Origin of the sequence: Streptomyces globosus, assembly GCF_003325375.1 — a bacterium.
Classification (GTDB): Bacteria; Actinomycetota; Actinomycetes; order Streptomycetales; family Streptomycetaceae; genus Streptomyces; species Streptomyces globosus_A.
In genome coordinates this window covers 5,334,957-5,359,336 of the sequence record NZ_CP030862.1, presented here as the reverse complement: position 1 = coordinate 5,359,336, position 24,380 = coordinate 5,334,957, and the positions used below count along the sequence as shown (strand labels likewise).

Annotated in this window: 25 protein-coding genes and 1 riboswitch; of the genes, 21 read left to right on the top strand and 4 right to left on the bottom strand. The window is 73.0% G+C overall.

The genetic code is table 11. The features are described 5' to 3' along the window. Positions 1 to 114 precede the first annotated feature (114 nt). Positions 115 to 1,362, top strand: coding sequence for a L,D-transpeptidase (locus C0216_RS23810; RefSeq protein WP_114057255.1), 1,248 nt, complete (start codon positions 115 to 117; stop codon positions 1,360 to 1,362). Between the two features lie 84 nt (positions 1,363 to 1,446). On the opposite strand, the gene C0216_RS23805 is transcribed toward C0216_RS23810, so the two are convergent. Beyond that, positions 1,447 to 1,848, bottom strand: a complete 402-nt coding sequence (locus C0216_RS23805) for a hypothetical protein (RefSeq protein ID WP_114057254.1) — start codon at positions 1,846 to 1,848, stop codon at positions 1,447 to 1,449. Positions 1,849 to 2,036: 188 nt separating this feature from the next. On the opposite strand from C0216_RS23805, the gene ctaE reads away from it, so the two are divergent. The 6 genes from ctaE to C0216_RS23775 all read left to right on the top strand — a co-directional run bounded on the left by ctaE (position 2,037) and on the right by C0216_RS23775 (position 9,296). Further along, complete coding sequence (ctaE, locus tag C0216_RS23800) at positions 2,037 to 2,657, top strand: aa3-type cytochrome oxidase subunit III (RefSeq protein ID WP_114057253.1); 621 nt, start codon at positions 2,037 to 2,039, stop codon at positions 2,655 to 2,657. A 74-nt stretch (positions 2,658 to 2,731) separates the two neighbouring features. After that, positions 2,732 to 3,541: a cytochrome bc1 complex diheme cytochrome c subunit gene (gene qcrC / locus C0216_RS23795; RefSeq protein WP_114057252.1), complete on the top strand. Its 810-nt coding sequence runs from the start codon at positions 2,732 to 2,734 to the stop codon at positions 3,539 to 3,541. Further along, complete coding sequence (qcrA, locus tag C0216_RS23790; RefSeq protein ID WP_114057251.1) at positions 3,538 to 4,596, top strand: cytochrome bc1 complex Rieske iron-sulfur subunit; 1,059 nt, start codon at positions 3,538 to 3,540, stop codon at positions 4,594 to 4,596. Before qcrC ends, qcrA begins: the two co-directional genes overlap by 4 nt. Continuing rightward, the gene (gene qcrB, locus C0216_RS23785; RefSeq protein ID WP_114057250.1) at positions 4,593 to 6,215 is read left to right on the top strand and encodes a cytochrome bc1 complex cytochrome b subunit; all 1,623 of its coding nucleotides are present in this window, start codon (positions 4,593 to 4,595) and stop codon (positions 6,213 to 6,215) included. The genes qcrA and qcrB overlap by 4 nt, the downstream gene beginning before the upstream one ends. Before the next feature lie 142 nt (positions 6,216 to 6,357). Next, positions 6,358 to 7,422 carry an anthranilate phosphoribosyltransferase gene (trpD, locus tag C0216_RS23780; protein ID WP_114057249.1) on the top strand — a complete coding sequence of 355 codons (1,065 nt, stop codon included), beginning with the start codon at positions 6,358 to 6,360 and terminating at the stop codon, positions 7,420 to 7,422. A gap of 100 nt (positions 7,423 to 7,522) precedes the next feature. Beyond that, a riboswitch (SAM riboswitch) is annotated at positions 7,523 to 7,639 on the top strand. A gap of 229 nt (positions 7,640 to 7,868) precedes the next feature. Continuing rightward, positions 7,869 to 9,296 carry an aminotransferase class V-fold PLP-dependent enzyme gene (locus C0216_RS23775; RefSeq protein WP_114057248.1) on the top strand — a complete coding sequence of 476 codons (1,428 nt, stop codon included), beginning with the start codon at positions 7,869 to 7,871 and terminating at the stop codon, positions 9,294 to 9,296. A gap of 43 nt (positions 9,297 to 9,339) precedes the next feature. On the opposite strand, the gene C0216_RS23770 is transcribed toward C0216_RS23775, so the two are convergent. Together C0216_RS23770 and C0216_RS23765 are read right to left on the bottom strand one after the other, a co-directional pair. After that, positions 9,340 to 9,621, bottom strand: coding sequence for an Lrp/AsnC family transcriptional regulator (locus C0216_RS23770; protein WP_114057247.1), 282 nt, complete (start codon positions 9,619 to 9,621; stop codon positions 9,340 to 9,342). Next, positions 9,618 to 10,349: a rhomboid family intramembrane serine protease gene (locus tag C0216_RS23765; RefSeq protein WP_114058870.1), complete on the bottom strand. Its 732-nt coding sequence runs from the start codon at positions 10,347 to 10,349 to the stop codon at positions 9,618 to 9,620. Before C0216_RS23765 ends, C0216_RS23770 begins: the two co-directional genes overlap by 4 nt. 128 nt (positions 10,350 to 10,477) lie before the next feature. On the opposite strand from C0216_RS23765, the gene C0216_RS23760 reads away from it, so the two are divergent. The 9 genes from C0216_RS23760 (at position 10,478) to C0216_RS23720 (ending at position 18,027) form a co-directional block, all read left to right on the top strand. After that, positions 10,478 to 10,717, top strand: a complete 240-nt coding sequence (locus tag C0216_RS23760; protein WP_114057246.1) for a hypothetical protein — start codon at positions 10,478 to 10,480, stop codon at positions 10,715 to 10,717. A gap of 40 nt (positions 10,718 to 10,757) precedes the next feature. After that, positions 10,758 to 12,122, top strand: coding sequence for an NYN domain-containing protein (locus C0216_RS23755; RefSeq protein ID WP_114057245.1), 1,365 nt, complete (start codon positions 10,758 to 10,760; stop codon positions 12,120 to 12,122). Positions 12,123 to 12,386: 264 nt separating this feature from the next. Further along, entirely contained in the window at positions 12,387 to 13,412 is a 1,026-nt protein-coding gene (locus tag C0216_RS23750) for a C40 family peptidase (protein ID WP_114057244.1), read from the top strand. A 227-nt stretch (positions 13,413 to 13,639) separates the two neighbouring features. Further along, entirely contained in the window at positions 13,640 to 14,692 is a 1,053-nt protein-coding gene (locus tag C0216_RS23745; RefSeq protein ID WP_114058868.1) for an NlpC/P60 family protein, read from the top strand. Positions 14,693 to 14,739: 47 nt separating this feature from the next. Next, positions 14,740 to 15,855 (top strand): hypothetical protein, encoded by a 1,116-nt coding sequence (locus C0216_RS23740; protein ID WP_246042665.1) that lies wholly within the window; start codon positions 14,740 to 14,742, stop codon positions 15,853 to 15,855. Between the two features lie 35 nt (positions 15,856 to 15,890). After that, the gene (locus C0216_RS23735) at positions 15,891 to 17,033 is read left to right on the top strand and encodes a glycosyltransferase family 4 protein (RefSeq protein WP_114057243.1); all 1,143 of its coding nucleotides are present in this window, start codon (positions 15,891 to 15,893) and stop codon (positions 17,031 to 17,033) included. Positions 17,034 to 17,117: 84 nt separating this feature from the next. Further along, positions 17,118 to 17,315, top strand: a complete 198-nt coding sequence (locus C0216_RS23730; protein ID WP_114057242.1) for a type II toxin-antitoxin system Phd/YefM family antitoxin — start codon at positions 17,118 to 17,120, stop codon at positions 17,313 to 17,315. Positions 17,316 to 17,347: 32 nt separating this feature from the next. Further along, positions 17,348 to 17,716: a DUF6247 family protein gene (locus tag C0216_RS23725; protein WP_114057241.1), complete on the top strand. Its 369-nt coding sequence runs from the start codon at positions 17,348 to 17,350 to the stop codon at positions 17,714 to 17,716. A 29-nt stretch (positions 17,717 to 17,745) separates the two neighbouring features. Further along, a complete protein-coding gene (locus C0216_RS23720) occupies positions 17,746 to 18,027 on the top strand; it encodes a hypothetical protein (protein WP_246042664.1) in 282 nt (93 codons plus the stop codon). Positions 18,028 to 18,249: 222 nt separating this feature from the next. On the opposite strand, the gene C0216_RS23715 is transcribed toward C0216_RS23720, so the two are convergent. After that, positions 18,250 to 20,046: an AMP-dependent synthetase/ligase gene (locus C0216_RS23715; protein WP_114057239.1), complete on the bottom strand. Its 1,797-nt coding sequence runs from the start codon at positions 20,044 to 20,046 to the stop codon at positions 18,250 to 18,252. A 229-nt stretch (positions 20,047 to 20,275) separates the two neighbouring features. Here C0216_RS23715 and C0216_RS23710 point away from each other — a divergent pair, with 229 nt between their 5' ends. The 5 genes from C0216_RS23710 (at position 20,276) to C0216_RS23690 (ending at position 24,379) form a co-directional block, all read left to right on the top strand. Further along, positions 20,276 to 21,070 carry a metallophosphoesterase family protein gene (locus tag C0216_RS23710; RefSeq protein ID WP_114057238.1) on the top strand — a complete coding sequence of 265 codons (795 nt, stop codon included), beginning with the start codon at positions 20,276 to 20,278 and terminating at the stop codon, positions 21,068 to 21,070. Between the two features lie 80 nt (positions 21,071 to 21,150). After that, entirely contained in the window at positions 21,151 to 21,597 is a 447-nt protein-coding gene (locus tag C0216_RS23705; RefSeq protein WP_114057237.1) for an SRPBCC family protein, read from the top strand. Positions 21,598 to 21,602: 5 nt separating this feature from the next. Continuing rightward, the gene (locus C0216_RS23700; protein WP_114057236.1) at positions 21,603 to 22,823 is read left to right on the top strand and encodes an ArsA family ATPase; all 1,221 of its coding nucleotides are present in this window, start codon (positions 21,603 to 21,605) and stop codon (positions 22,821 to 22,823) included. A 70-nt stretch (positions 22,824 to 22,893) separates the two neighbouring features. Continuing rightward, the gene (locus C0216_RS23695; RefSeq protein WP_114057235.1) at positions 22,894 to 23,376 is read left to right on the top strand and encodes a DUF5304 domain-containing protein; all 483 of its coding nucleotides are present in this window, start codon (positions 22,894 to 22,896) and stop codon (positions 23,374 to 23,376) included. Between the two features lie 61 nt (positions 23,377 to 23,437). After that, positions 23,438 to 24,379, top strand: coding sequence for an ROK family glucokinase (locus C0216_RS23690; RefSeq protein ID WP_114057234.1), 942 nt, complete (start codon positions 23,438 to 23,440; stop codon positions 24,377 to 24,379). Position 24,380 lies beyond the last annotated feature (1 nt).

Here is a 24,380-nt window from a genome sequence, read left to right as displayed (position 1 = left end):
TTCTCGGCCCGGTTGAGCGCATGGGGCCCGGACTCCTCGAACAGAGGAGTCCGGGCCCCTCGTTTGCAGTCATCCCGCGCGCCGGGATTGTCGTATTTCCCTAGCGTTGGCCCCATGAACCACTCACCGCGTCTCTGGGCGGTCATCAGCTGCTCCCTGCTGGTCGCGTCCCTCGGTGCCGGCGCCACCGCATGCGGGTCGCACGAGAACCCGCTGTCAGCCCGCCCGCACGACGCGGGCGAGCAGATCGCCTTCAACCAGGTCCAGGGCGGCCGCCCGGTCGACCACAACCGCCCCCTGGAGGTCACCGCCAAGGGGACGGGCAGCAGCCGCATCACCGACGTCACCGCCGTCGACGTGCACGGCCGCCACCTCGCCGGCGAGCTCACCGCCAAGGGCGACCGCTGGCACAGCACCGGCCCCCTCGCCGCCGGCGTGCGCTACACCGTCACCGTCAGCACCGAGGACGAGCGGGGCGCCCCAGGGCAGCGCACGCTGACGTTCGACACCACCCCGGCCAAGAAGCTCCTGAGCGTCGAATTCGGGCCGGAAGAGGGCAAGTACGGCGTCGGGCAGCCCCTCACCGCCGACCTCAGCGAGCCCGTCAAGGACAAGGCGGCCCGCGCCGTCGTCGAACGGGGCCTGGTCGTCGACGCCCCGCCCGGCGTCGAGGGCTCCTGGCACTGGGTCGACGACAAGCGGCTGCATTTCAGGCCCAAGGAGTACTGGCCCGCCAACAGCACCGTCTCCGTACGGAGCAACCTGGAGGGCATCCGGATCGACGGAGAGCTCCACGGAGCCGCCAGCACCCCGCTCACGCTGGAGTTCGGGGACCGCGTCGAGGTCATCACGGACGCCGCCGCGCACTACCTCACCTTCAAGCGCAACGGCGAGGTGGTGACCACCCTCCCGGTGACCACCGGCAAGCCGGGCTTCTCCACCCGCAACGGCGTCAAGGTCGTGCTCGGCAAGCAGTACTACGTCCGTATGCGCGGGGACACCGTCGGCATCGGCGGCAGCGAGAACTACGACCTGCCCGTCTACTACGCCACCCGTGTCACCTGGAGTGGTGAATACGTGCACGCCGCCCCGTGGTCGGTCGGGTCCCACGGCTACGCGAACGTCAGCCACGGCTGCACCGGCATGAGCACCGCAAACGCCGCCTGGTTCTACGAGAACATCACCGAAGGGGACATCGTCCAGGTCGTCAACAGCATCGGCGAGGACATGGACACCTTCGGGAACGGCTTCGGCGACTGGAACATGGACTGGAAGGACTGGCGCGAGGGCAGCGCCCTCCTCGCGGGCACCCGCGACGGCCGCACCGCGGCCGACCACGCCCGCCTGCGCCCGCAGGTCTGAACCCGGCGGCCCGCGCGGCCCCCGCGGCCCGCGGCCCGGTGCGCGGGGCCCCCGCCGGGGCCCCGCGCACCGCCGGGACGCCTGCTACGCGTCCAGCGACAGCCGGGCGCGCAGCAGGCGCGCCAGTGCGTCCGCGAACTCCACCGGATCGACCGGAAGGGTCACCGCCGCGTCCGCGCGGCTCCAGGTGGCCAGCCAGGCGTCCTGCGGACGGCCCATCAGCAGCAGCACCGGCGGGCAGCGGAAGACCTCGTCCTTGATCTGCCGACACACCCCCATGCCCCCCGCCGGGACGGCCTCGCCGTCCAGCACGCAGGCGTCGATCCCGCCCGCGTCCAGCTCGCCCAGGACCGCGGGCAGCGTCGCGCACTCCACGAACTCCACCGGCGGCAGGTCCGCGGCCGGCCTGCGCCCGGAGGCCAGGAGCACCTGCTGCCGGGTGTTCGCATCGTCGCTGTAGACCAGAACCCGTGCAGTCGACCGCATTTCGTTCCTCCACGGTTGCCGTGAACCACGTTGATGTTGCGCGGGATGCTACTCCTCGCAGCCCCTCGCCCACACCGCTTCCGGCACGCCCGCCGACCGCCCGCCGATGGGCCGTTCGGGCCTTGCACACCGCCCTGACACTCCGAACGGCACCCCCCGGGGTGAGGGCGGGATAAGCGACCGACATAATGTCGGTCGTGGCGACAGCAACGACAGTAGATACCGGGCACGCGCACCCGACGGTCAACAGGCCGAACCTCGTCAGCGTCGGAACCATCATCTGGTTGAGTTCCGAGCTGATGTTCTTCGCGGCCCTCTTCGCGATGTACTTCACCCTGCGATCGGTGACAGGCGCCGAGTACTGGTCAGAACAGGCCGCGAGCCTGAACCTGCCCTTCTCGGCGACGAACACCACGATCCTGGTGCTCTCCTCCCTCACCTGCCAGCTCGGCGTCTTCGCCGCCGAGCGCGGTGACGTGAAGAAGCTCCGGACGTGGTTCATCGTCACGTTCGTGATGGGTGCGATCTTCATTGGCGGCCAGGTGTTCGAGTACACCGAGCTGGTCAAGCACGAGGGCATGAGCCTCTCGTCCGGTCCGTACGGCTCGGTGTTCTACCTGACCACCGGCTTCCACGGTCTGCACGTGACGGGCGGTCTCATCGCCTTCCTGCTGGTCCTCGGCCGGACGTACGCGGCCAAGAGGTTCACCCACGAACAGGCCACCTCGGCCATCGTCGTGTCCTACTACTGGCACTTCGTCGATGTCGTCTGGATCGGCCTCTTCGCCACGATCTACCTGATCAAGTAGCGAACACGCGGCCGGGCCCGCCCGGCAACCATCCAGAAACACCGACGCAGAAGATCCTGACACCGGGGTAATCCGTGAAAAAGCTCTCCGCACGACGACGCCATCCGCTGGCGGCGGTCGTCGTTCTACTCCTCGCGCTGGCGGCCACTGGGGGGCTGTACGCCGCCTTCGCCCCTGCGGGCAAGGCGCAGGCCGATGAAACCGCCCAGTCCCTCGCCATCGAGGAGGGCAAGAAGCTCTACGCCGTGGGTTGCGCAAGCTGCCACGGAACCGGTGGCGAGGGAACCAGCGACGGCCCCAGCCTGGTCGGCGTCGGCTCCGCGGCCGTCGACTTCCAGGTGAGCACCGGCCGCATGCCCGCCCAGCAGCCCGGCGCGCAGGTGCCGAAGAAGCCGGTCATCTACACGCAGGCGCAGATCGACCAGCTGGCCGCGTACATCGCGTCCCTCGGCGCCGGCCCGATCACGCCGACCAAGAAGCAGTACGACCCGGCGGGCGCCGACGTCGCCAGGGGTGGCGAGCTGTTCCGCAACAACTGCGCGCAGTGCCACAACTTCACCGGCGAGGGCGGCGCGCTGACGAACGGCAAGTACGCCCCGAACCTCGAGGACGTCTCGCCGAAGCACATCTACGAGGCCATGCTCACCGGCCCGCAGAACATGCCCTCCTTCCCGGACAGCGTCATGCCGGAGCAGGAGAAGAAGGACATCATCGCGTACCTCCAGAACGTGAACGGCGAGAAGTCGGTCAACCCCGGCGGCCTGAAGCTCGGCGGCCTCGGCCCCGTCTCGGAAGGCCTGTTCGGCTGGATCTTCGGTCTGGGTGCGCTGATCGCTGTCGCCGTCTGGGTCGCGGCCCACACCGCTAAGGCCAAGAAGTCATGAGTAGCCAAGAGATTCCCGAAGACAAGCACCTGCCGAGCGAGCAGGGCGACGCCCACCACGGTGGTGTGGCGGTCGCGGACGACCCGTTCGCCGACCCCGGCCTGCCGGTCCACAAGCCGCGCATCCAGGACATCGACGACCGCGCCGCGAAGCGCTCCGAGCGCACCGTGGCGATGCTGTTCACGGTGTCGATGCTGGCCACGATCGCCTTCATCGCCGCGTACGTGGCCATCCCGGTCGACAAGATCGTCTACATCTTCCCGCTCGGGAAGGTGAGCGCGCTCAACTTCGCGCTCGGTCTGACCCTGGGCACCGCCCTCTTCTGCATCGGCGCCGGCGCGGTCCACTGGGCCCGCACGCTGATGTCCGACGTCGAGGTCGCCGACGACCGCCACCCGATCGCGGCCCCGGCCGAGGTCAAGGCGAAGGTCATGTCGGACTTCGCCGCCGGTGCCGAGGAGTCGGCCATCGGCCGCCGTCCGCTGATCCGCAACACCCTGCTGGGCGCGCTGGCCATGGTGCCGCTGTCCGGCCTGGTCCTGCTGCGCGACCTGGGCCCGCTGCCCGAGGAGAAGCTCCGCAAGACCGTCTGGGCCAAGGGCAAGCTGCTCATCAACCAGAACACGGGTGAGCCGCTGCGTCCCGAGGACGTCCAGGTCGGCTCGCTGACCTTCGTCCAGCCCGAGGGGCTCGAAGAGGGCTCGCACGAGTTCCTGACCGAGATCGCCAAGGCCGCCGTGATGATCGTCCGCATCCAGCCGGAGGACATCAAGGACAAGCGCGAGCTCGAGTGGTCCCACGACGGAATCGTGGCCTACTCGAAGATCTGCACCCACGTCGGCTGCCCGATCAGCCTGTACGAGCAGCAGACGCACCACGTGCTCTGCCCGTGCCACCAGTCCACTTTCGACCTCTCCGACGGCGCGCGTGTCATCTTCGGCCCCGCCGGCCACGCGCTTCCGCAGCTGCGGATCGGCGTGAACGGCGAAGGCTTCCTCGAAGCGCTCGGCGACTTCGAGGAGCCCGTCGGTCCTGCATTCTGGGAGCGCGGATGAGTACCGCCACTGACAAGCGGAAGGCGCCCGCCGGCGAGCGCGTAGCCGACTGGGCGGACGGCCGCCTGGGCATCTACAGCCTCGCCAAGGCGAACATGCGCAAGATCTTCCCGGACCACTGGTCCTTCATGCTGGGTGAGATCTGCCTCTACAGCTTCATCATCATCATCCTCACGGGTGTGTACCTGACGCTGTTCTTCCACCCGAGCATGAACGAGGTGGAGTACCACGGCTCGTACGTCCCGATGCAGGGCGTCATGATGTCCGAGGCCTTCGCCTCGACGCTTGACATCAGCTTCGACGTCCGCGGCGGTCTGCTCATCCGGCAGATCCACCACTGGGCCGCGCTGATCTTCGTCGCCGCGATGATCGTGCACATGATGCGCGTCTTCTTCACCGGCGCGTTCCGCAAGCCCCGCGAGATCAACTGGGTCTTCGGCTTCCTGCTGCTGGTCCTCGGCATGTTCACCGGTTTCACCGGCTACTCGCTGCCGGACGACCTGCTCTCGGGCACCGGTGTCCGCTTCATGCAGGGTGCGATCCTGTCCGTGCCGGTCGTCGGCACGTACCTGTCGTTCTTCCTCTTCGGCGGCGAGTTCCCCGGCGGCGACTTCGTGGCCCGGTTCTACTCGATCCACATCCTGCTGCTGCCCGGCATCATGATGGGCCTGCTCGTGGCCCACCTGATCCTGGTCTTCTACCACAAGCACACCCAGTTCCCCGGCCCCGGCCGGACGAACAACAACGTCGTCGGCATGCCGCTGCTGCCGGTCTACATGGCCAAGGCCGGAGGCTTCTTCTTCCTGGTCTTCGGTGTCATCGCGGCCATCGCGGCGATCGCCACGATCAACCCGATCTGGAACCTCGGCCCGTACCGGCCGGACCACGTGTCCACCGGTGCGCAGCCCGACTGGTACATGGGCATGCCGGAAGGCCTGATCCGCGCCATGCCGGGCTGGGAGATCAACCTGTGGGGCCACACGCTCGTCCTGGGCGTGTTCATCCCGCTGATCCTCTTCCCGCTGGTCCTCGGCTCCATCGCGGTGTGGCCGTTCATCGAGTCCTGGATCACCGGTGACAAGCGCGAGCACCACCTGCTCGACCGCCCGCGCAACGCCCCGACCCGCACGGCCGTCGGCGTCGCGTGGATCTCGGAGTACATCGTCCTGCTGATCGGCGGTGGAAACGACATGTTCGCGCAGTACTTCCACCTGTCGATCAACGCGATCACGTGGTTCGTCCGGATCGGCTTCTTCGCCGTCCCGGTCCTGGCCTTCATCATCACCAAGCGCATCTGCCTCGGCCTGCAGCGCCGGGACAACGACAAGGTGCTGCACGGTCGCGAGACCGGCGTCATCAAGCGTCTGCCGCACGGTGAGTTCGTCGAGGTCCACGAGCCGCTGTCGCAGGACAAGCTGCACACGCTCACCTCGCACCACCAGTACACGCCCGCCGAGATCGGCCCGACGGTCGACGAGAACGGCGTGGAGCGCAAGGTCGGTGCCATGGAGAAGCTGCGCGTCAAGCTCAGCAAGGGCATGTACGGCGAGGGCAACCAGATTCCGAAGCCCACGGTGGAGGAGTACAAGGAGATCCAGAGCGGCCACGGCCACCACTGATCCCGAGCGGGGCTGATCTCCGATCGCCCCCGCGTCGCCACGGCGAGAGCCCCGTCCAGGGTCTGGACGGGGCTCTTTGCCGTCCCCGCGGCTGGATAGGCTGAACCCCTTCCCATCCACCGTGGACCACCAGGAGCGGACCATGAACGTTGTGACCCCGGCAGGCGGCGACAGCGTGGCGGCCCGCGGCTGGCCGGCCGTCCTCGACGCCCTGCTCTCCGGCCGCGACCTGCACTCCGACGACACGGCGTGGGCCATGGACCGGATCATGCGGGGCGAGGCCAGCGACGCCCAGATCGCCGGCTTCATGGTGGCCCTGCGGGCCAAGGGGGAGACCGTCGAGGAGATCAACGGCCTCGTGCGGACCATGTACGCACACGCCAACCTGATCGAGGTGCCGGGCCGGACGGTGGACATCGTCGGCACCGGCGGCGACGGCGCGAAGACCGTCAACATCTCGACGATGTCGTCGGTGGTGGTGGCCGGCACCGGCGCCAAGGTCGTCAAGCACGGCAACCGGGCCGCGTCCTCCGCGAGCGGCGCCTCAGACGTCCTGGAGAAGCTCGGCGTCAACCTGGACCTGACCCCCGCCCGGGTGGTCGAGGTCGCCGAGGAGGCCGGGATCACCTTCTGCTTCGCGGTGAAGTTCCACCCGGCGCTGCGGCACGTCGCCGCCGCCCGCCGGGAGCTCGGGATCCGCACCACCTTCAACTTCCTCGGCCCGCTCACCAACCCGGCGCGGGTGCGGGCCCAGGCGACCGGAGTGGCCGACGCCCGGGTCGCGCCCATCGTGGCGGGCGTCCTCGCCGAGCGGGGCTCGTCGGCGCTGGTCTTCCGCGGCGACGACGGCCTGGACGAGCTGACGACGACGGCGACCTCCCGCGTGTGGTGGGTCCGCGACGGCCGGGTGCAGGAGCAGGCCTTCGACCCGCGCGACGTCGGCATCGGCCTGGTCGACGTGGCGGAGCTGCGGGGCGCGGACGCCTCGTACAACGCCGACGTCGCCCGGCGGCTGCTGGCCGGCGAGACCGGTCCCGTGCGCGACGCCGTCCTGCTGAACTCCGCGGCCGCGCTGGTCGCCCTGGAGCCGGGCGCGGGCACCCTGGAGGAGCAGATCGGGGCGGGCATCGCGCGTGCGGCCGAGTCCATCGACTCCGGGGCCGCGCGGGCCGTGCTGGAGCGGTGGGTGGCTGCCACCAACGCCTGACGGTTCCCGGCCCCTCGGGGCGTGTTTCCGGCCGGGCCCCGGTCCGCATGGCGGACCGGGGCCTTGTGCCTGCCCGATCTTGTGGCAGGATGGCTGACCAGGTCACGAGTGACAGCGTCTTGGCCCCGGCCTGCTGTCCGGCAACCCTCCTTCCGTGGCGGGGTGCCCCGGGTGATGACCAGGCCGTGGGCAGCGAGGTCCGCGGCAAGCGCGGATCCCTCGACACCAGGGGTCCTGGTCTCTCGAGGAGCGTTTTTCCGTGAGCAAGCGAATGCGATAGGGCGTACCGCCCCTTCTTCACCCCTCGGACCGGCCTCTTCCGCGTACCCGTGCGTGTGCGCCCAGGCCGTCCCCCGAGGCCTTCCCCGTACCCCGGACGGCGCAGCGCCGTACCCGCGTACGGGTGGTTTCGAAGCCATTCAGCCCTGCAGCCGGGAGATACCGCCATGTCCGCAACCCTGCACACCGCCGTCGCCGACGCCTCCGCCGCCTGCGGCGCCGCCTGTGACGGGCCGCTGCCCGTCCTCGGCCGCGACGTCACCGTCCCGCTCGTCACCGGCGGCGAGACCGTCTACGCGGCCCTCGACTACGCCGCCAGCGCCCCCGCCCTCCAGCGCGTCTGGGACGACGTCGCCGCCTACGCCCCCTACTACGGCAGCGTGCACCGCGGCGCCGGCTACCTCTCCCAGCTGTCCACCGACCTCTTCGAGCAGAGCAGGGCCGCCGTGGCCGCGTTCCTCGACTGCCGCCCCGCCGACCAGGTCGTCTTCACCCGCTCCACGACCGACTCGCTGAACCTCCTCGCCGCCGCCCTCCCCGCCGGCTGCCGCGTCTTCGTCTTCGAGACCGAGCACCACGCCTCGCTGCTGCCCTGGGGCGACGAGCAGGTCACGTACCTCGACGCGCCCCGCACCCCCGCCGAGGCCGTCGCCACCCTGGAGCGGGCGCTCGCCGACCGCGGCCCCTCCCCGAGCTCCCGGCTCCGTTCGGGCGCGGGAGGCCCCAACGGCCCGGCCCTCGTCTGCGTCACCGGCGCCTCCAACGTCACCGGCGAGCTGTGGCCCGTGAAGGAGCTCGCGGCCGCCGCCCACGCCCACGGCGCCCGGATCGTCCTCGACGCCGCCCAGCTGGCCCCGCACCACCCGGTCTCCGTGCGCGGCCTCGACGTCGACTGGGTCGCCTTCTCCGGGCACAAGCTGTACGCGCCGTTCGGCTCCGGCGTGCTGGCCGGCCGGGCGGACTGGCTGCAGCAGGCCCGCCCCTACCTGGCCGGCGGCGGCGCCTCCCGCAGCGTGGCCCGCCGGGAGGACGGCGGCGTCGACGTCGCCTGGCACACGGGGGCCGCCCGGCACGAGGCCGGCTCGCCCAACGTCATCGGCGCCTACGCGATCGCGTCCGCCTGCCGCGCCCTGGCCGAGGCCGGCTTCGACACCCTCGTCGCCCGCGAGCGCCGGCTCGTCGCCCGGATCCGCGAGGGCCTCGCCGCCGTCCCCGGGGTGCGGGTGCTGTCCCTCTTCGGGGACGACGCCCCGCGCGTCGGCGTCATCTCCTTCGTGGTGGAGGGCTGGAACAGCTCCCACTTCGCCGCCGCGCTGTCCGCCGAGTACGGCATCGGCGTCCGCGACGGCCTCTTCTGCGCCCACCCGCTGGTGCGCACCCTGCTGGGCGGCGCCCCCCAGGAGCCCGGCGCCTGCGACGCCCCCGCGGCACGCCGGCCGGGGGAGCGGCCGCTGAACGCGATCCGCGTCAGCTTCGGCGCGGGCACGCCCGACGAGCACGTCGAGCGCTTCCTGCGGGCCGTGCGGGAACTCGTCGCCGACGGGGCGAAGTGGCAGTACCGCACGGAGGACGGCCGCTGCGTCCCGGCGGTCTGACGCGCCCGGCTGCCGCGCCCGGCTGCCGCGCCCGGCGGCGGCCTCAGGCGTCGAGGCCGATGGCGAAGGCGGCTTCCAGGTCGTGCTGGGAGTAGGTGCGGAACGCCACGTGCGTGTCCGTCGCCTCGACGCCGGGGATCTTGCTGATGCGGCCCGGGATGATGTCCGCGAGGTCGTCGTGGCGGGCCACGCGGACCAGCGCGATCAGGTCGTACGTCCCGGTGACGGAGTAGACCTCGCTGACGTTCTCCAGCGCCGCGATCGACTCGGCGATCTCGGGGATGCGGTCCACGCTGGTCTTGATGAGCACGATCGCGGTGATCACGGCTGGCTGTCTCCCTCGGTGGCCGTCGCTGATCGCCTCACTCTAGCCGTCCTGCCGTAGCGCACCCACGCGAGGAGGAAGCCCAGGGAGAAGCCCACCAGGTGCGCCAGGTACGCCACCCCCGGCCCGCTGCCCGCCCGGTGCGCGGCCACCCACTGCAGGGCGAACCAGAACAGCAGCACGAGCCACGCGGGCAGCCGCAGCGGCAGGAAGTACAGGAACGGGAACAGGCTGGTCACCCGGGCCCGCGGGAAGAGGAACAGGAACGCCCCCAGGACCGCCGAGATGGCCCCCGAGGCGCCGACCAGCGTCTGCTCCGAGGAGGCGTTGGCGGCCGCGTACCCGGCGAGGGCGAGGTAGCCGGTGCACACGTAGAAGCACAGGAACGCCGGCCGCCCCATCCGCTCCTCGGCCATCGCGCCGAAGACGCGCAGGAACAGCATGTTGCCGAGCAGGTGCAGCCAGCTGCCGTGCAGGAACAGCGCGGTCAGCGGGGTCAGCAGCGCCCGCGGCGAGCCCTGGGAGAGCTCGGCCGGGACGACGCCCCACCGCCGGAAGTAGGCGGTGCCCGCCTCCAGCAGCCGCTCGCCGGTGCCGTAGGCCGGATTGAGCCCCGAAGCCGGGCCCAGCAGGAACACCGCGCAGCAGCCCGCGATCAGGGCGTGCGTGGCCACGGGGCCCCCGGCCGCCGCCCGAACGGCCCGCACGGCCCGCCACTTTGCGATCATGCGGTCGAGCATGGCCCGACCGGCCCTCCCCGCCGCACCGGCAGGCCGTAGGGTTACGTGCTGCGGGCCGCCGATTCGCGCGGACGGCGGCTTTGACCCGAGAGAGCTATGAAGGAGAGTGCGGCCTGATGACGGTGCCCCTGCCGACCGCGACCACCCGGTGGCGCTGCACGCTGTGCGGCAACCTGACGCGCTTCGACGTCACCCGTTCGTCGAAGGTCGTCGAGTACGTCCACCTGGACCTTGCCGGGGAGCCCAAGGTCGAGGAGCGCGAGGTGGTCAGTGAGACCATCGAGTCGGTCCGCTGCCGCTGGTGCAACGCGGTGGACCAGATCGAACTCGTGGACAGGCCGGGCGCGGACTCCTGAGGGAGCCGCGCCCCTCCGGGATGGACGGTAGGGGTGACGGATTGTGGAGCCAGCAAGCGGCGCTGAGCCGGCCGATGCGGCCGGCGACGCCGCCGAGGTGCTCGACCGCCCGCTGCCGGAGGGCGTGCGGCGCCGGGTCGTCGCGCTCGTCTCGGACGCCTTCGGGGCGCTGACGGTCGCGGACCTTCCGGCGCAGCTGCGCCAGTACGCCCGGTTCACCCCGACCCGGCGGGCCAAGTTCGCGGGCAACGCCATGGCCGCGGCCGTCGAGAGCGACCCCGTCTTCCGGGGGCGCGTCGCGGAGAAGGTGCGCGAGGCGCAGGCGGAGCTGGCCGCGGCGCTGGACTCCGGCACCGCGCCGGCCGCCGCCGACCCGCTCGACGTGGCCGCGGCGGCGTACGTCCTGCGGCCCGCGGGCTGGGTGAAGCTGGTCGCCGCCGCGGGGGAGGAGGCGCAGCGCGCCGACGCCGAGCGGGCGGACGAGGAGACCCGGCGCGAACTCGACCGGCTGCGCGAGGAGCTGGCCCACGTACGGGAGGCCCAGCGGGCCGGCGGCGAGCAGGTGCGCGGCGAGCTGGAGGCGGCGCGGAAGGAAGCCGAATCGCTTCAGCGCAAACTGCGCAGCGCCCTCAGCGACGTCAAGCGCGGGGAGGCGGCCCTGCGGAAGGCGACCGCCGAGATGGAGGCGGTCCGCGCCGAGGCGGCCGCCCAGACGGCCGCAGCCGAGAGCGAGACCCGCCGGCTCAAGTCGCGGCTGGCCGAGGCGGAGGCGGCGCTGGAGACCTCGCGCCGCGCCACCCGCGAGGGGCGCAGCATCGAGGACATGCGCCTGCGGCTGCTGCTGGACACGGTGTTGGACGCCGCCCAGGGGCTGCGGCGGGAGCTGGCGCTGCCGCCGGTCTCGACGCGGCCGGCCGACCTGGCGGACGCGGTGGAGCCGGGCCGGATGTCGCCGAAGGACATCGCGGCGCGGGCGCTGTCGGAGACCGATCCGGCACTGCTCGACCAGCTGCTGGCGCTGCCGCAGGCACATCTGGTCGTGGACGGCTACAACGTCACCAAGACCGGTTACCCGACGATGCCGCTGGAGAAGCAGCGGCTGCGGCTGCTGGGCGGGCTGTCGATGCTGGCCGCGCAGACGGGCGCCGAGATGACCTGCGTCTTCGACGGGGCCGAGCTGGCCGCGCCGGTGCTGCTCGCGCCGCCGCGCGGGGTGCGGGTGCTGTTCTCCAAGCCGGGGGTCACGGCGGACGAGCTGATCCGGCAGCTGGTGCGGGCGGAGCCGCCCGGCCGGCCGGTGGTCGTGGTCTCCACCGACCGCGAGGTGGCCGACGGGGTGGCGAAGGCGGGGGCGCGGCCCGTGACGTCCGCTTTGCTGCTGAAGCGCCTTTCGCGGGTTTCGTAACTCCTTCCCGGAATGCCTGATTTGACGGCGCCGTTGCGGGACGGACCGTCAAGTCCCCGGCACTCAGCGTGTCCTGCGGTGAAGAACCTGGCCGCAGGAGCGGAATTTTTCCTTCAGGGGTTTGAAGTGATCACAGCGGGCTCACTAGGGTCTGCTCAAACCTTCGTGCGGTAGATCACTCATTCGGGGTGTCGGCGGAGGTTCCGCCGTGGTGCGCCGACCAACCCGGCCCCGGCGGGCCCCAAGAAGAAGGAGCTCGGCTTCGTGGCGTCCCACCGTCGTCCCAAGCAGCCGAACCGCGCGCGCGTCACCGTGCTGACCGCCACGGCCGCCGCAGCCGTCGCCCTCTCCGCGCACAGCGCGTCCGCCGCCCCCGCCCAGCCGAACAAGGACGAGGTCAAGGCCAAGGTCGACGCCCTCTACGAGGAGGCGGAACAGGCCACCGAGAAGTTCAACGGGGCCAAGGAGCGCCAGGAGAAGCTCGAAAAGGAGGTCGGGCGGATCCAGGACCAGGTCGCCCGCGGCCAGGAGGAGCTCAACCAGCTCCGCGCCACCCTCGGTTCCATGGCCAGCGCCCAGTACCGCAACGGCGGCCTGGACCAGTCCGTCGCCCTGTTCCTCTCCGGCGACCCCGACACCTACCTCGACAAGGCCTCCACCCTGCAGCAGTTGACGGGCCGCCAGCTCGACGCCGTCCAGAAGATCCAGGCCAAGCAGCGCAGCCTCGCCCAGCAGCGCCAGGAGGCCGCCGGCAAGCTCGCCGACCTCGACGCCACCCGCAAGGAGCTCGGCGCGAAGAAGAAGGCCTCCCAGGACAAGCTCGCCGAGGCCCAGGCCCTCCTCAACACCCTCACCGCACAGCAGCGCGCCCAGCTCAAGGACGAGGAGGCCCGCGCGAGCCGCGCCGACAGCGACCGCGCCGACCTCGGCAGCGTCAAGGCCTCCGGCCGCGCCGGAGCCGCCCTCGCCGCCGCCAAGACCAAACTGGGCAGCGCCTACGTCTCCGGAGCCACCGGCCCCAGTGCCTTCGACTGCTCCGGGCTGACGCAGTGGGCGTACAAGCAGGCCGGCGTCAGCATCACCCGCACCACCTGGACCCAGGCCAACGACGGCACCCGCATCGGCCGCAGCGCCCTCCAACCCGGCGACCTGGTGTTCTTCTACTCCGACCTGCACCACGTCGGCCTGTACGCCGGGAACGGCATGGTGCTGCACGCCTCCAACCCGCGCGGCGGCGTCAAGTACGAGTCCATCAACAACATGCCCTTCCAGTTCGGCGTCCGCATCTGACGGCAGCAGCCCGCACCGCCCATCCGGGCGAATTCCGCGCCGCCGCCCCGGACCCCGCGCCCCGCCGATGACCTGCGTCTGAAGCGGGGCGCAGCCCTGTGCGGCCCCGCCCCGGCCGTTGGCCGCCCCGCGGCCGCGCGGCTACTGTCTGCCCGCGCGGAGCCCGGAACACGGCCGTCCACCCGGGGCGGACCCGGTCCCGCACTGCGGAAAGGGAGCGGTTGCACGTGGCGTCCCCTCGCCGGGCCGGGCTCGTCAGCCCCGACCGGAACACCAGGATCACCGCCTTCACCGCCGCAGCAGCCGCGGCCACGGCAGCCGCCGCCCTCACGGCGGCACCCGCCGCCGCCGCCCCCGGCCACCCCCGGGAGCCCGCGGCAAGCGCCCGCGCCCAGGTCGACCGCCTCTTCCAGGAAGCCGAGCAGGCCACCGAGCGCTACAACCGGGCCGGCGAGCGCGCCGACGCCCTCCGCGCCGACATCGGCCGCGCCCAGGACCAGCTCGCCCGCGGCCAGGACCGCATCAACACCATGCGCGGCGTCCTCGGCGCCTTCGCCGGAGCCCAGTACCGCTCCGGCGGCATCGACCCCGCCGTCGAACTCATGCTCTCCGAGGACCCCGTCGAATACCTCGACAGGGCCGCCACCCTGGAGCAGCTGACCGACCGCCAGACCCGCCAACTCGACGACCTGCGCAAGGAGCAGCGCAGACTGGTCCAGCAGCGCCGCGAAGCCTCCCTCAAACTCGCCGAACTCGACGCGGCCCGCGCCGACGTCGCCCGCCAGAAGCGCATCGTCACCGCCAAACTCGCCGCCGCCCGGCGCCTGCTGAACGAGATGCCCGCGCCCGAGCGCGCCGACTACGAGCGGACCTCCCGCTCCGGCGGCCGCGACGACCCCGCCGCCGACCTGCCCCCCGCCCCGGCCGGGGTCTCCGGCCGCGCCGCGGCCGCCGTACGGGCCGCCCGCTCCGCGCTCGGCCGCCCGTACATCTGGGGCTCCACCGGCCCCACCGGCTTCGACTGCTCCGGACTGATGGTGTGGTCCTACCGCCAGGCCGGCGTCTCCCTCCCGCGCACCTCCCAGGCCCAGCGGCACGCCGGCCGCAAGGTCCCCCTCTCCCAGGCGCAGCCCGGCGACCTCGTCACCTACCGCTCGGACGCCAGCCACGTCGGCATGTACGTCGGCAACGGCCAGGTCATCCACGCCCCCTACCCGGGCGCCCGCGTCCGCTACGACCCCGTCGGGATGATGCCCGTCGCGTCCGTGACGCGGCCCTGACACCGCGGGCCCGGCGCCCCTCCGGCGCCAGGGCCTAGGATCGGCGGATGCCCTCCGTCCGCCGCGCCGCCGCACCGCTCGCCCTGTGCGTGCTCGCCGCCGGCTGCGCCGCGGCCCCCGCGCCCGACGCCGCCGACCGGGACGTCCGCACCGCCGTCGCCGCCTGGTCCCGGCAGCCCTCCGCCCGCCCGGCCGGACTCCCGCTCGCGCAGTGGGCGTACGAGGTCACCGGTGTGCGGAGGGACGGCCCCCGCGCCACCGCCACCGCCGAGCTGCGCTACCGCATCGACGGCTACGACACCGCCCCCGCCGGATCCGCCCGCGAGGTCCGGCTCACCCTGGACGGCGGGCGCTGGACCGTCACCGGGGACGCCGCCGCGCCCGGTGCGCCGCCGCAGCCCTGGGACCAGGGCCCCCTCGACGTCGTCCGCGGCGCCCACGCCCTCGTCCTGCGCGCCGGCCGCGGCGGCCCCGACCCGGCGGACGTCGCCGCCGACGCCGACCGCGCCGTCCCCGCCGCGGCGGCCGCCTGGCCGCGGCCCTGGGCCGGGCGGGTCGTCGTCCTCGTCCCCCCGACGCAGGAAGCGATGGCCGCGCTGCTCGGCCGGCCCCCCGCCGCCTACACCGGCATGGCCGCCGTCACCACCGGCAGCACCGGCGGCGCAGCCGCCCCCGCCGACCGCATCGTCGTCAACCCCGCCGCGTACGCCCAGCTCAGCGCCGCCGGGCGGAACGTCGTCCTCACGCACGAAGCCGCCCACGTCGCCACCCGCCCCGCCACCACCGACCGCACCCCGCTCTGGCTCTCCGAAGGCCTCGCCGACTGGGCTGCCTACCGCGGCACCCGCACCGCCCCCGCCGACGCGGCACCCGCCCTCGCCCGCGCCGTACGCCGCGGCGACCTCCCGGCCCGGCTCCCCGCCGACGGGGACTTCGCCTTCGGCACCGACCCCGACGCGCTGGCCCGCGCCTACGAGGGCGCCTGGCTCGCCTGCCGGCTCATCGCCGACCGGTGGGGGGACGGCGCCCTCGTCCGGCTCTACGAGCGGGCCGGGCGGGAACCGCTGGACGCCGCCCTGGGCGAGGAGCTCGGGCTCGGCGGGGCGGAACTCGCACGGGCCTGGCGCGAGCGGCTGCGCACCGAGCTCGCGGCGGCGCCCTGAGAGCCCGGCGGGTCGTCCGGTACTGTCGGCAGGCAATGCACAAGACGCTGATCGTGACCAACGACTTCCCGCCGCGCCCCGGCGGCATCCAGGCCTTCCTGCACAACATGGCGCTGCGGCTCGACCCCGACCGGATCGTCGTCTACGCCTCCACCTGGAAGCACGGCGCCGAAGGCCGCGAAGCCACCGCCGCCTTCGACGCCGAGCAGCCGTTCCGCGTCGTCCGCGACCGCACCACCATGCTGCTGCCGACGCCGCGCGCCACCCGGCGGGCCGTGGAACTGCTGCGCGAACACGGCTGCGAATCCGTGTGGTTCGGGGCCGCCGCACCGCTCGGGCTGATGGCGCCCGCCCTGCGGCGGGCCGGCGCCCGCCGGATCGTCGCCACCACCCACGGGCACGAAGCAGGCTGGGCGCAGCTCCCCGCGGCACGGCAGCTGCTGCGGCGGATCGGCGAGGGCACCGACACCCTCACCCACCTCGGCGAGTACACCCGCTCCCGGATCGCCTCCGCGCTGACGCCGCAGGCCGCCGCCCGCATGGTGCAACTGCCGCCCGGCGTCGACGAGAAGTCCTTCCACCCCGGAAGCGGCGGCGACGAGATCCGGGCCAGGCTCGGGCTGACCGACCGGCCCGTCGTCGTGTGCGTCTCGCGGCTCGTCCCCCGCAAGGGGCAGGACACGCTGATCCAGGCCATGCCGCGGATCCTCGCCGCCCAGCCGGACGCGGTGCTGCTCGTCGTCGGCGGCGGGCCCTACGAAGCGGAGCTGCGGGCGCTCGCGGCCTCCACCGGGGTCGCCCGGTCGGTGGTGTTCACCGGGGCCGTGCCGTGGGGGGAGCTGCCCGCCCACTACGGGGCCGGGGACGTCTTCGCCATGCCGTGCCGGACACGGCGGGGCGGGCTCGACGTCGAAGGCCTCGGCATCGTGTACCTGGAGGCCTCCGCCACGGGGCTGCCGGTCGTGGCCGGGGACTCCGGGGGAGCGCCGGACGCCGTGCTCGACGGGGAGACCGGGTGGGTCGTGCGCGGCGGCGACCCCGCGGACGCCGCAGAGCGCATCGTGGCCCTCCTGGAGGATCCGGAGCTGCGGCGCCGCATGGGCGACCGGGGCCGGGCCTGGGTCGAGGAGAAGTGGCGCTGGGACCACCTGGCCACCCGCCTCCGCGCCCTCCTCTGACCGGGAGCCTAGGTTAGCGGGGCCGGGTCGCCAGGCCGCGGGTCGGCAGCAGTCTGCCGCCCCGCCTTCCTAACGGGCGCGGGCATGGAGCCGAAGACGTACACGACGATCGACCTCCGCAAGCAGATGGGCGAGATCCTCGACCGCACCCGGATCGCCGGCGAGCCGGCCGCGATCACCCGCAAGGGCAAGACCCCTGCCTACCTGGTCCCCGCCGAATGGTTCGAGCAGTACATGGCAGAGCGTCCCTCAAGCGCCGACGCCGAGCAGAGCGCCGCCTGACCGGACCGCAGGTACACCAGGAGCCCTCCACCATGACAGCCCAGCCCCTCCATTTCGACGGACCCGGCGGCGACCGGCCCCGTCGTGTGCCGCCGATGCCCGAGCGCACCCCCCAGGCCCTCCGCCTGGCCATCCAGGAACACGCCCCCCACCTGCTGCCGGACTTCGAAGCCCACTGGCGTCGGGCGATCGCCGACACGTTCAATCTCACCCCGGTACCGGCCTTCATGCGTCTGTGGTGGACGCAGTACGCCATCGCCCGCGACCCCTGCCTCGAAGCCCACCTGCGCGACCTCGAAGCCCGGGCGGCGAAATCCGAGGACCCGAAGGAATCCGCAGCCCTCCTGGCCGAGTACAGCCGACTGCGCCACCGGGCAGCAGGCGCGGAGCCCGGCCGGTGACGGATGACTGCCCACGCCCGCCCTGGAAGATGGACTGGACAGTCGAGGCGCTCCAGGAATTCGAGAGCATGCCCGACGACGGCGTGCCGGCAGCCCGCGCCGAGTTGATCACTGCCTTGGATCCCTACTACCGGGGGATCGACGCAGATCCGTCCCTACCGCACTGGATCACCGTCCGCCCGCTGGCCTCGACCAGCCCGGGAGGCCCCCACATCGCCGACCTCGCCGGCGGACGAGGCTGGCTCGTCTTCACTTTCATCCGCCGCCACGCCGACCCCCAGATCACCGTCACCGACGCGTTCTGGGCCTGAAGCGCAGGAAGCGCCGGCACCGCCCTGCTGCGAGGAGCGTGTGCGCATTCCGCATTCCCCCTGCTTCACGATTCGGGGGCTCCGCCAGGGGCGCGGGGGACTGTGCGGCAGGCCACCGGCGGGCTGTACGACGGCTCGGCACGGGCCCCGGGGAACGCGGAACCCCGCGCCCCCTCGGCTCGGGAGCCGGGGATCAGGGGCGCGGGGAACTGCGCAAGGCGGTTACGCGCGGTACAGCGCGTCGATCTCGTCGGCGAAGTCCTTCGCCACGACGTTCCGCTTCAGCTTCAGCGACGGCGTGATGTGGCCCGACTCCTCCGTGAACTGCGACGGCAGGATGCGGAACTTCCGGACCGACTCCGCCTTCGACACGGCCGCGTTGCCGTCGTCGACCGCCTTCTGGACGGCGGCGATCAGGTCCGCGTCCTCGCGCAGGTCGGCCGCCGTGCATCCGGCCGGCTTGCCGTTCTCCGCCGCCCAGCGGGCGAGGAACTCCTCGTCGATGGTGACCAGCGCGGCCACGAACGGCCGGGCGTCGCCGACGACCATGCACTCGGCTACCAGCGCGTGCGCCCGGATGCGGTCCTCGATCACCGCGGGGGCGACGTTCTTGCCGCCGGCCGTGACGATCAGCTCCTTCTTCCGGCCGGTGATCGCGAGGAAGCCGTCCTCGTCGAGGGTTCCGACGTCCCCGGTGTGGAACCAGCCGTCGGTCAGCGCCTCGGCGGTCGCCGCCTCGTTCTGCCAGTAGCCGGAGAAGACGTGCTCGCCGTGCAGCAGCACCTCGCCGTCGTCGGCGATGCGCACCACCGAGCCGGGCAGCGGCTGCCCGACCGTGCCGATCTTCTGGCGGTCCCACGGGTTGAAGGCGGTCGCCGCGCAGGATTCCGTCAGGCCGTAGCCCTCCAGGACCGTGAAGCCGATGCCGCGGAAGAAGTGGCCGAGGCGCTCGCCGAGCGGAGCGCCGCCGGAGATCGCGTACTCGCCGCGTCCGCCGAGCACCGCGTGCAGCTTGCTGTAGACCAGCTTCGAGAAGACCTTGTGCTTGAGCTTCAGGCCGAAGGACGGGCCCTTCGGGGTGTCCAGCGCGCGGCTGTACGCGATGGCCGCCTCCGCGGCGGCGTCGAAGATCTTCCCCTTGCCGTCGGCCTGCGCCTTGGCGCGCGCCGAGTTGTAGACCTTCTCGAAGACGCGCGGCACGCCGAGGATCAGCGTCGGCCGGAACGACTGGAGTTCGTCGGTCAGGTTCTTGATGTCCGGTACGCAGCCCAGGCGGATCGGCGCCAGTACGGCCGCCACCTCCACCAGGCGGCCGAAGACGTGCGCCGCCGGCAGGAAGAGCAGCACCGAGCACTCGCCGGTGCGGAACAGCGGCCGCAGCCGCTCCACCACGTTCCCGCACTCGGCGAAGAAGTTCCGGTGGGTGAGCACGCAGCCCTTGGGGCGGCCGGTGGTGCCCGAGGTGTAGACGATGGTGGCGGGGTCGTCCGCGTTGGCGACCGAGCTGCGCTCGTCGACCTCCGCGTCCGTGATCCCCGCGCCGAGCGCGGTGAGCGCCTCCACGGCGCCCTGCTCGATCTGCCAGACCTCGCGCAGCTCGGGCAGCCGGTCGCGCAGCGACGCGACGGCCTCGGCGTGCCCGGGGCCCTCCACGATCGCCGCGACGGCGCCGGAGTCGCCGAGGATCCACTGGATCTGCTCGGGCGAGCTGGTCTCGTACACGGGGACCGTGACACCGCCCGCGGACCAGATCGCGAAGTCGGCCAGCACCCACTCGTAGCGGGTGCGGGAGATCAGCGCGACGCGGTCGCCGGGCCGGACGCCGGCCGCGATGAGGCCCTTGGCCGCGGCCCGGACCTCGGCGAGGAACTCCCGCGCGGTCACGTCCTGCCACCGGCCGCCGGCCTTGCGGCCCATGACGGCGGTGTCCGGATGCTGCGCGGCATTGCGGCGGATGAGATCCGTGAGGTTCCCGTCCGACGGGACCTCGTACAGGGCCGGAAGGCTGAACTCGCGCAAGACTGCTGCTCCTCTGGGCGCCATCGCCACCGTGTGGACCGACCGGACGTTACCCACCGGTAGTGGGTTCCGGATAGAGGGAACCGGCCAGATGTTCCGTGCGTCACATGGCGCGGCACTGCCCGGCCGACCTTAGTCGACCCAAGCAACGACTAGGAAGTAACCGCAGGTAGGACCCCTGCCGCCAGGGCCTCTACCCGCGTCGCGCCGACCCCCCTAGGGTGGGCCCATGACGGGCAGCACGGGTGGCAGGAAAAGCAGCACGCGGGTCCACGTCGTCAGCGACGTACACGGCAACGCCGAGGCGCTCGCCAGGGCCGGGGACGGCGCCGACGCGCTGATCTGCCTCGGCGACCTGGTGCTCTTCCTCGACTACGCCGACCACTCCCGCGGCATCCTCCCCGACCTCTTCGGCACCGAGAACGCCCGCCGCATCGTCGAGCTGCGCACCGCGCGCCGCTTCGAGGAGGCCCGCGCGCTCGGGCGCCGGCTGTGGGCAGGCCTGGACCGCGAACGGCTGATCGAGGAGGCCGTGCGCCGCCAGTACGCCGACCTGTTCGCCGCGTTCCCCCACCCCACGTACGCCACCTACGGCAACGTCGACATCCCTGCCCTGTGGCCCGAGTACGCCGGCCCCTCCACCACCGTCCTCGACGGGCAGCGCGTCGAGATCGCCGGCCGCGTCTTCGGCTTCGTCGGCGGCGGCCTGCCCTCCCCGATGCGCACTCCCTACGAGGTCGCCGAGGAGGACTACGCCGCCAAGGTCGAGGCGCTCGGCGAGGTCGACGTGCTGTGCTCGCACATCCCGCCGGAGGTCCCCGAGCTCTGCTACGACACGGTCGCCCGCCGTTTCGAGCGCGGCAGCGAGGCCCTCCTGGCCGCGATCCGGCGGACCCGCCCCCGCTACGCCCTCTTCGGGCACGTCCACCAGCCGCTGGTCCGCCGGATGCGCATCGGGTCCACGGAGTGCGTGAACGTGGGCCACTTCGCCTCCACCGGAACGCCCTGGGCCCTGGAGTGGTGACCTCCGCACGCACGGTAGCCTGCACGCGGCGGCCGCAGGCCGCACACATCCTCGAACACTCCACGTCAGGAGCGACCGCGATGGCGGAACACACCAGCTCGAGCATCACGATCGATGCGGCGCCGGCCGACGTCATGGCCGTGATCGCCGACTTCGCCCGCTACCCCGAGTGGACCGGTGAGGTCAAGGAGGCCGAGGTGCTCGCCGCCGACGCCCAGGGCCGCGCGCAGAAGGTCCGCCTCCTGCTCGACGCCGGCGCGATCCGCGACGACCACACCCTCGCCTACACCTGGAACGGCACCGACGAGGTCAGCTGGACCCTCGACAAGTCCCAGATGCTCCGCCAGCTCGACGGCTCCTACCGGCTGGCCCCCCTCGACGGCGGCAAGCGCACCGAGGTCACCTACCAGCTCACCGTCGACGTCAAGATCCCCATGCTCGGCATGATCAAGAGGAAGGCCGAGAAGGTCATCATCGACCGCGCCCTCGCCGGCCTGAAGAAGCGCGTCGAGACGACCGCGGCCTGACCGGCGTGCACATCCTGCTCGTCACCGGCCCCGGCGGGGCCGGGCGGACCACCGTCGCCGCGGCCGCCGCAGCCGCCGCGGCCCGCACCGGGCAGCGCGTCCTGCTGCTCCGCGCGGACGCGGCGGCCCTCGCCGGCCCGGCGGACCCGGTCCGCGCCCTCCTCGGCGAGCCCGCCGCAGGGCCCGTCGAGGCGGCCCCCGGCCTGGCCGCCGAGACCGCCGCAGGGGTGCTCACGGCACGCGTCGACTCCGGCGCCGAGTTCCGCGCCGAGCTCGCCGCCCTCCAGGAGCGCGGATCCGCCCTGCTCGGCATGGTCGGCTCCCGCCCCCTGGGCGCCGAGGAGCTCACCGACCTCCCCGGCGCCGAGCAGTTCGCCCTCCTGCGGGCCCTGCGCCGGGCCGCCTCCGCCCCCGGCACCGACCTCGTCGTCGCCGACATGCCGCCGCTGCCGCAGACCCTCGCCGTCCTCGCGCTCCCCGCCCAGCTGCGCCGCTACCTGGCCCGGCTGCTGCCCGCCGAGCGGCAGGCCGCCCGCGCCCTGCGGCCCGTACTGGCCCAGCTCGCCGGCGTGCCCATGCCCGCGCAGTGGCTGTACGAGACCGCCGCCCGCTGGGACGGCGAGCTGGCCGCCGCCCAGCAGGCCGTCGAGGCCGACACCACCTCCCTGCTGCTCGTCGCCGAGCCCGGCCCGGCCGCCGACGCCGCCCTGCGCAGCGGCCTGCTCGGCGCCTCCCTCATGGAGCTGGGCGTCACCGGGATCGCCGCCAACCGCATGGTCCCGCAGGACTCGCCCGACCCCTGGCTCGCCGGACTCGCCGCCGAGCAGGAGCGGTACGCCGCCCGCTGGGCCGCCCGCACGCCCGTCACCGCCCTGCCCCACCTCGGCCGCACCCCCCGCGGGCCCCAGGACCTGGACCGGCTCGCCGCCGCGGCCGCCCGGCTGCTCCCGCACGGCCCCGCCGCCCGCCGCCCCTGGACCGTCGAGGACCGGCTCGCCGAGGACGGCGTCCTCGTCTGGGCCGTGCCGCTGCCCGGCGCCGACAAGCGCGACCTCGACCTCGTACGCCGCGGCGACGAGCTGATTGTCGCGGCCGGACCGCACCGGCGGATCGTCCCCCTGCCCGCGGCCCTGCGCCGCTGCACCGTCTCCGGCGCCGCCCTCGCCGGCGGCGAGCTCCGCATCCGCTTCACCCCCGACCCCGCGCTGTGGCCGCGCACGCCCTGAACCGCGTACCCCCGTTCGGGTAACGTCGAAGGCAGCACGCACACCCCGAAGCCGCCCAGGAGAGTCCGCCATGAGCGAGGCCACCGACCGTCCCGACGACGACGCCTGGGCCGAGGCCTGCGCCGAGGACCTCGCCGCGGAGAAGGAGCGCCGCCGCTCCTCGCACGGCGGCCCGGCCGGCCCCGGAGGGCAGGCCGGCACCGCCGCCGACGAGCTCCTCAAGCTGTTCGAGGCCGTCGCCGACAAAGTGACCGCCCTGAACAACCCGCTGCTCGGCGCCGCCGCCCAGGGCGCCGTCCGGCAGCTCGTCGACCAGGCCAGGGCCGCCGCCCGGCCCGTCGTCGAGCGCAACCCCGAGGTCTTCGACCACCTCGCCGCCGCCGGCTCCGAGCTGCTCGCCGCCTACCGCTCCGCCGTCGGGGGCCACGAGCGCCGCTGGACCCGCGGCACCGCCGACCCCGCGCCCGGCACCGACGGCAAGCCCTCCGGCGACGGCTCCGACCCCCGCGACGACGGCGGCCCCGGACCTGCCCAGCACATCGACCTCGACTGAGACTCCGCCACCCTCGGGTACCTTTGGCCGTGGCGGGGTTTGACCGGAAACCGAGGGACTAATGGGACTCACCATCGGCGTCGACATCGGCGGCACGAAGATCGCGGCCGGCGTGGTCGACGAAGAGGGCACCATCCTTGAGACGTACAAGGTGCCCACCCCGCCGAGCGCGGACGGCGTGACGGACGCGATCTGCTCCGCCGTCTCCGCGGTAAGCAGCCACCACACCATCGAGGCCGTCGGCATCGGCGCCGCCGGATACGTGGACGACAAGCGCGCGACCGTCCTGTTCGCGCCCAACATCAACTGGCGGCACGAGCCGCTCAAGGACAAGGTCGAGCAGCGCATCGGCCTGCCCGTCGTCGTCGAGAACGACGCCAACTGCGCCGCCTGGGGCGAGTACCGCTTCGGCGCCGGCCAGGGCCACGAGGACGTCATCTGCATCACCCTCGGCACCGGCCTCGGCGGCGGCATCATCATCGGCAACAAGCTGCGCCGCGGCCGCTTCGGCGTGGCCGCCGAGTTCGGCCACATCCGCGTCGTCCCCGACGGCCTGCTGTGCGGCTGCGGCAGCCAGGGCTGCTGGGAGCAGTACGCCTCCGGCCGCGCCCTGGTCCGCTACGCCAGGCAGCGCGCCAAGGCCACCCCCGAGAACGCGGCCCTGCTCCTCGCCCTGGGCGACGGCACCCCCGAGGGCATCGAGGGCAAGCACATCAGCGAGGCCGCCCGCCAGGGCGACCCGGTGGCCGTGGACTCCTTCCGCGAGCTGGCCCGCTGGGCCGGTGCCGGCCTCGCCGACCTGGCCTCGCTGTTCGACCCGTCGGCGTTCATCGTCGGCGGCGGCGTCTCCGACGAGGGCGACCTCGTCCTCGACCCGATCCGCAAGTCCTTCAAGCGCTGGCTGATCGGCGGCGCCTGGCGCCCGCACGCCCAGGTGCTGGCCGCCCGGCTCGGCGGCAAGGCCGGCCTGGTCGGCGCGGCCGACCTCGCCCGCCAGGGCTGAG

Excerpts from the sequence above, each read along its gene's own strand:
- C0216_RS23705 (WP_114057237.1), top strand. The coding sequence starts at position 21,151 with ATGGCGGAACACACCAGCTCGAGCATCACGATCGATGCGGCGCCGGCC.
- C0216_RS23695 (WP_114057235.1), top strand. The coding sequence starts at position 22,894 with ATGAGCGAGGCCACCGACCGTCCCGACGACGACGCCTGGGCCGAGGCC.
- C0216_RS23740 (WP_246042665.1), top strand. The coding sequence starts at position 14,740 with ATGCCCTCCGTCCGCCGCGCCGCCGCACCGCTCGCCCTGTGCGTGCTC.
- qcrB (WP_114057250.1), top strand. The coding sequence starts at position 4,593 with ATGAGTACCGCCACTGACAAGCGGAAGGCGCCCGCCGGCGAGCGCGTA.
- C0216_RS23730 (WP_114057242.1), top strand. The coding sequence starts at position 17,118 with ATGGAGCCGAAGACGTACACGACGATCGACCTCCGCAAGCAGATGGGC.
- C0216_RS23690 (WP_114057234.1), top strand. The coding sequence starts at position 23,438 with ATGGGACTCACCATCGGCGTCGACATCGGCGGCACGAAGATCGCGGCC.
- C0216_RS23775 (WP_114057248.1), top strand. The coding sequence starts at position 7,869 with ATGTCCGCAACCCTGCACACCGCCGTCGCCGACGCCTCCGCCGCCTGC.
- C0216_RS23805 (WP_114057254.1), bottom strand. The coding sequence starts at position 1,848 with ATGCGGTCGACTGCACGGGTTCTGGTCTACAGCGACGATGCGAACACC.
- C0216_RS23765 (WP_114058870.1), bottom strand. The coding sequence starts at position 10,349 with ATGATCGCAAAGTGGCGGGCCGTGCGGGCCGTTCGGGCGGCGGCCGGG.
- ctaE (WP_114057253.1), top strand. The coding sequence starts at position 2,037 with ATGTCGGTCGTGGCGACAGCAACGACAGTAGATACCGGGCACGCGCAC.
- C0216_RS23725 (WP_114057241.1), top strand. The coding sequence starts at position 17,348 with ATGACAGCCCAGCCCCTCCATTTCGACGGACCCGGCGGCGACCGGCCC.
- C0216_RS23720 (WP_246042664.1), top strand. The coding sequence starts at position 17,746 with ATGGACTGGACAGTCGAGGCGCTCCAGGAATTCGAGAGCATGCCCGAC.
- C0216_RS23760 (WP_114057246.1), top strand. The coding sequence starts at position 10,478 with ATGACGGTGCCCCTGCCGACCGCGACCACCCGGTGGCGCTGCACGCTG.
- C0216_RS23710 (WP_114057238.1), top strand. The coding sequence starts at position 20,276 with ATGACGGGCAGCACGGGTGGCAGGAAAAGCAGCACGCGGGTCCACGTC.
- trpD (WP_114057249.1), top strand. The coding sequence starts at position 6,358 with ATGAACGTTGTGACCCCGGCAGGCGGCGACAGCGTGGCGGCCCGCGGC.
- qcrA (WP_114057251.1), top strand. The coding sequence starts at position 3,538 with ATGAGTAGCCAAGAGATTCCCGAAGACAAGCACCTGCCGAGCGAGCAG.
- C0216_RS23735 (WP_114057243.1), top strand. The coding sequence starts at position 15,891 with ATGCACAAGACGCTGATCGTGACCAACGACTTCCCGCCGCGCCCCGGC.
- C0216_RS23810 (WP_114057255.1), top strand. The coding sequence starts at position 115 with ATGAACCACTCACCGCGTCTCTGGGCGGTCATCAGCTGCTCCCTGCTG.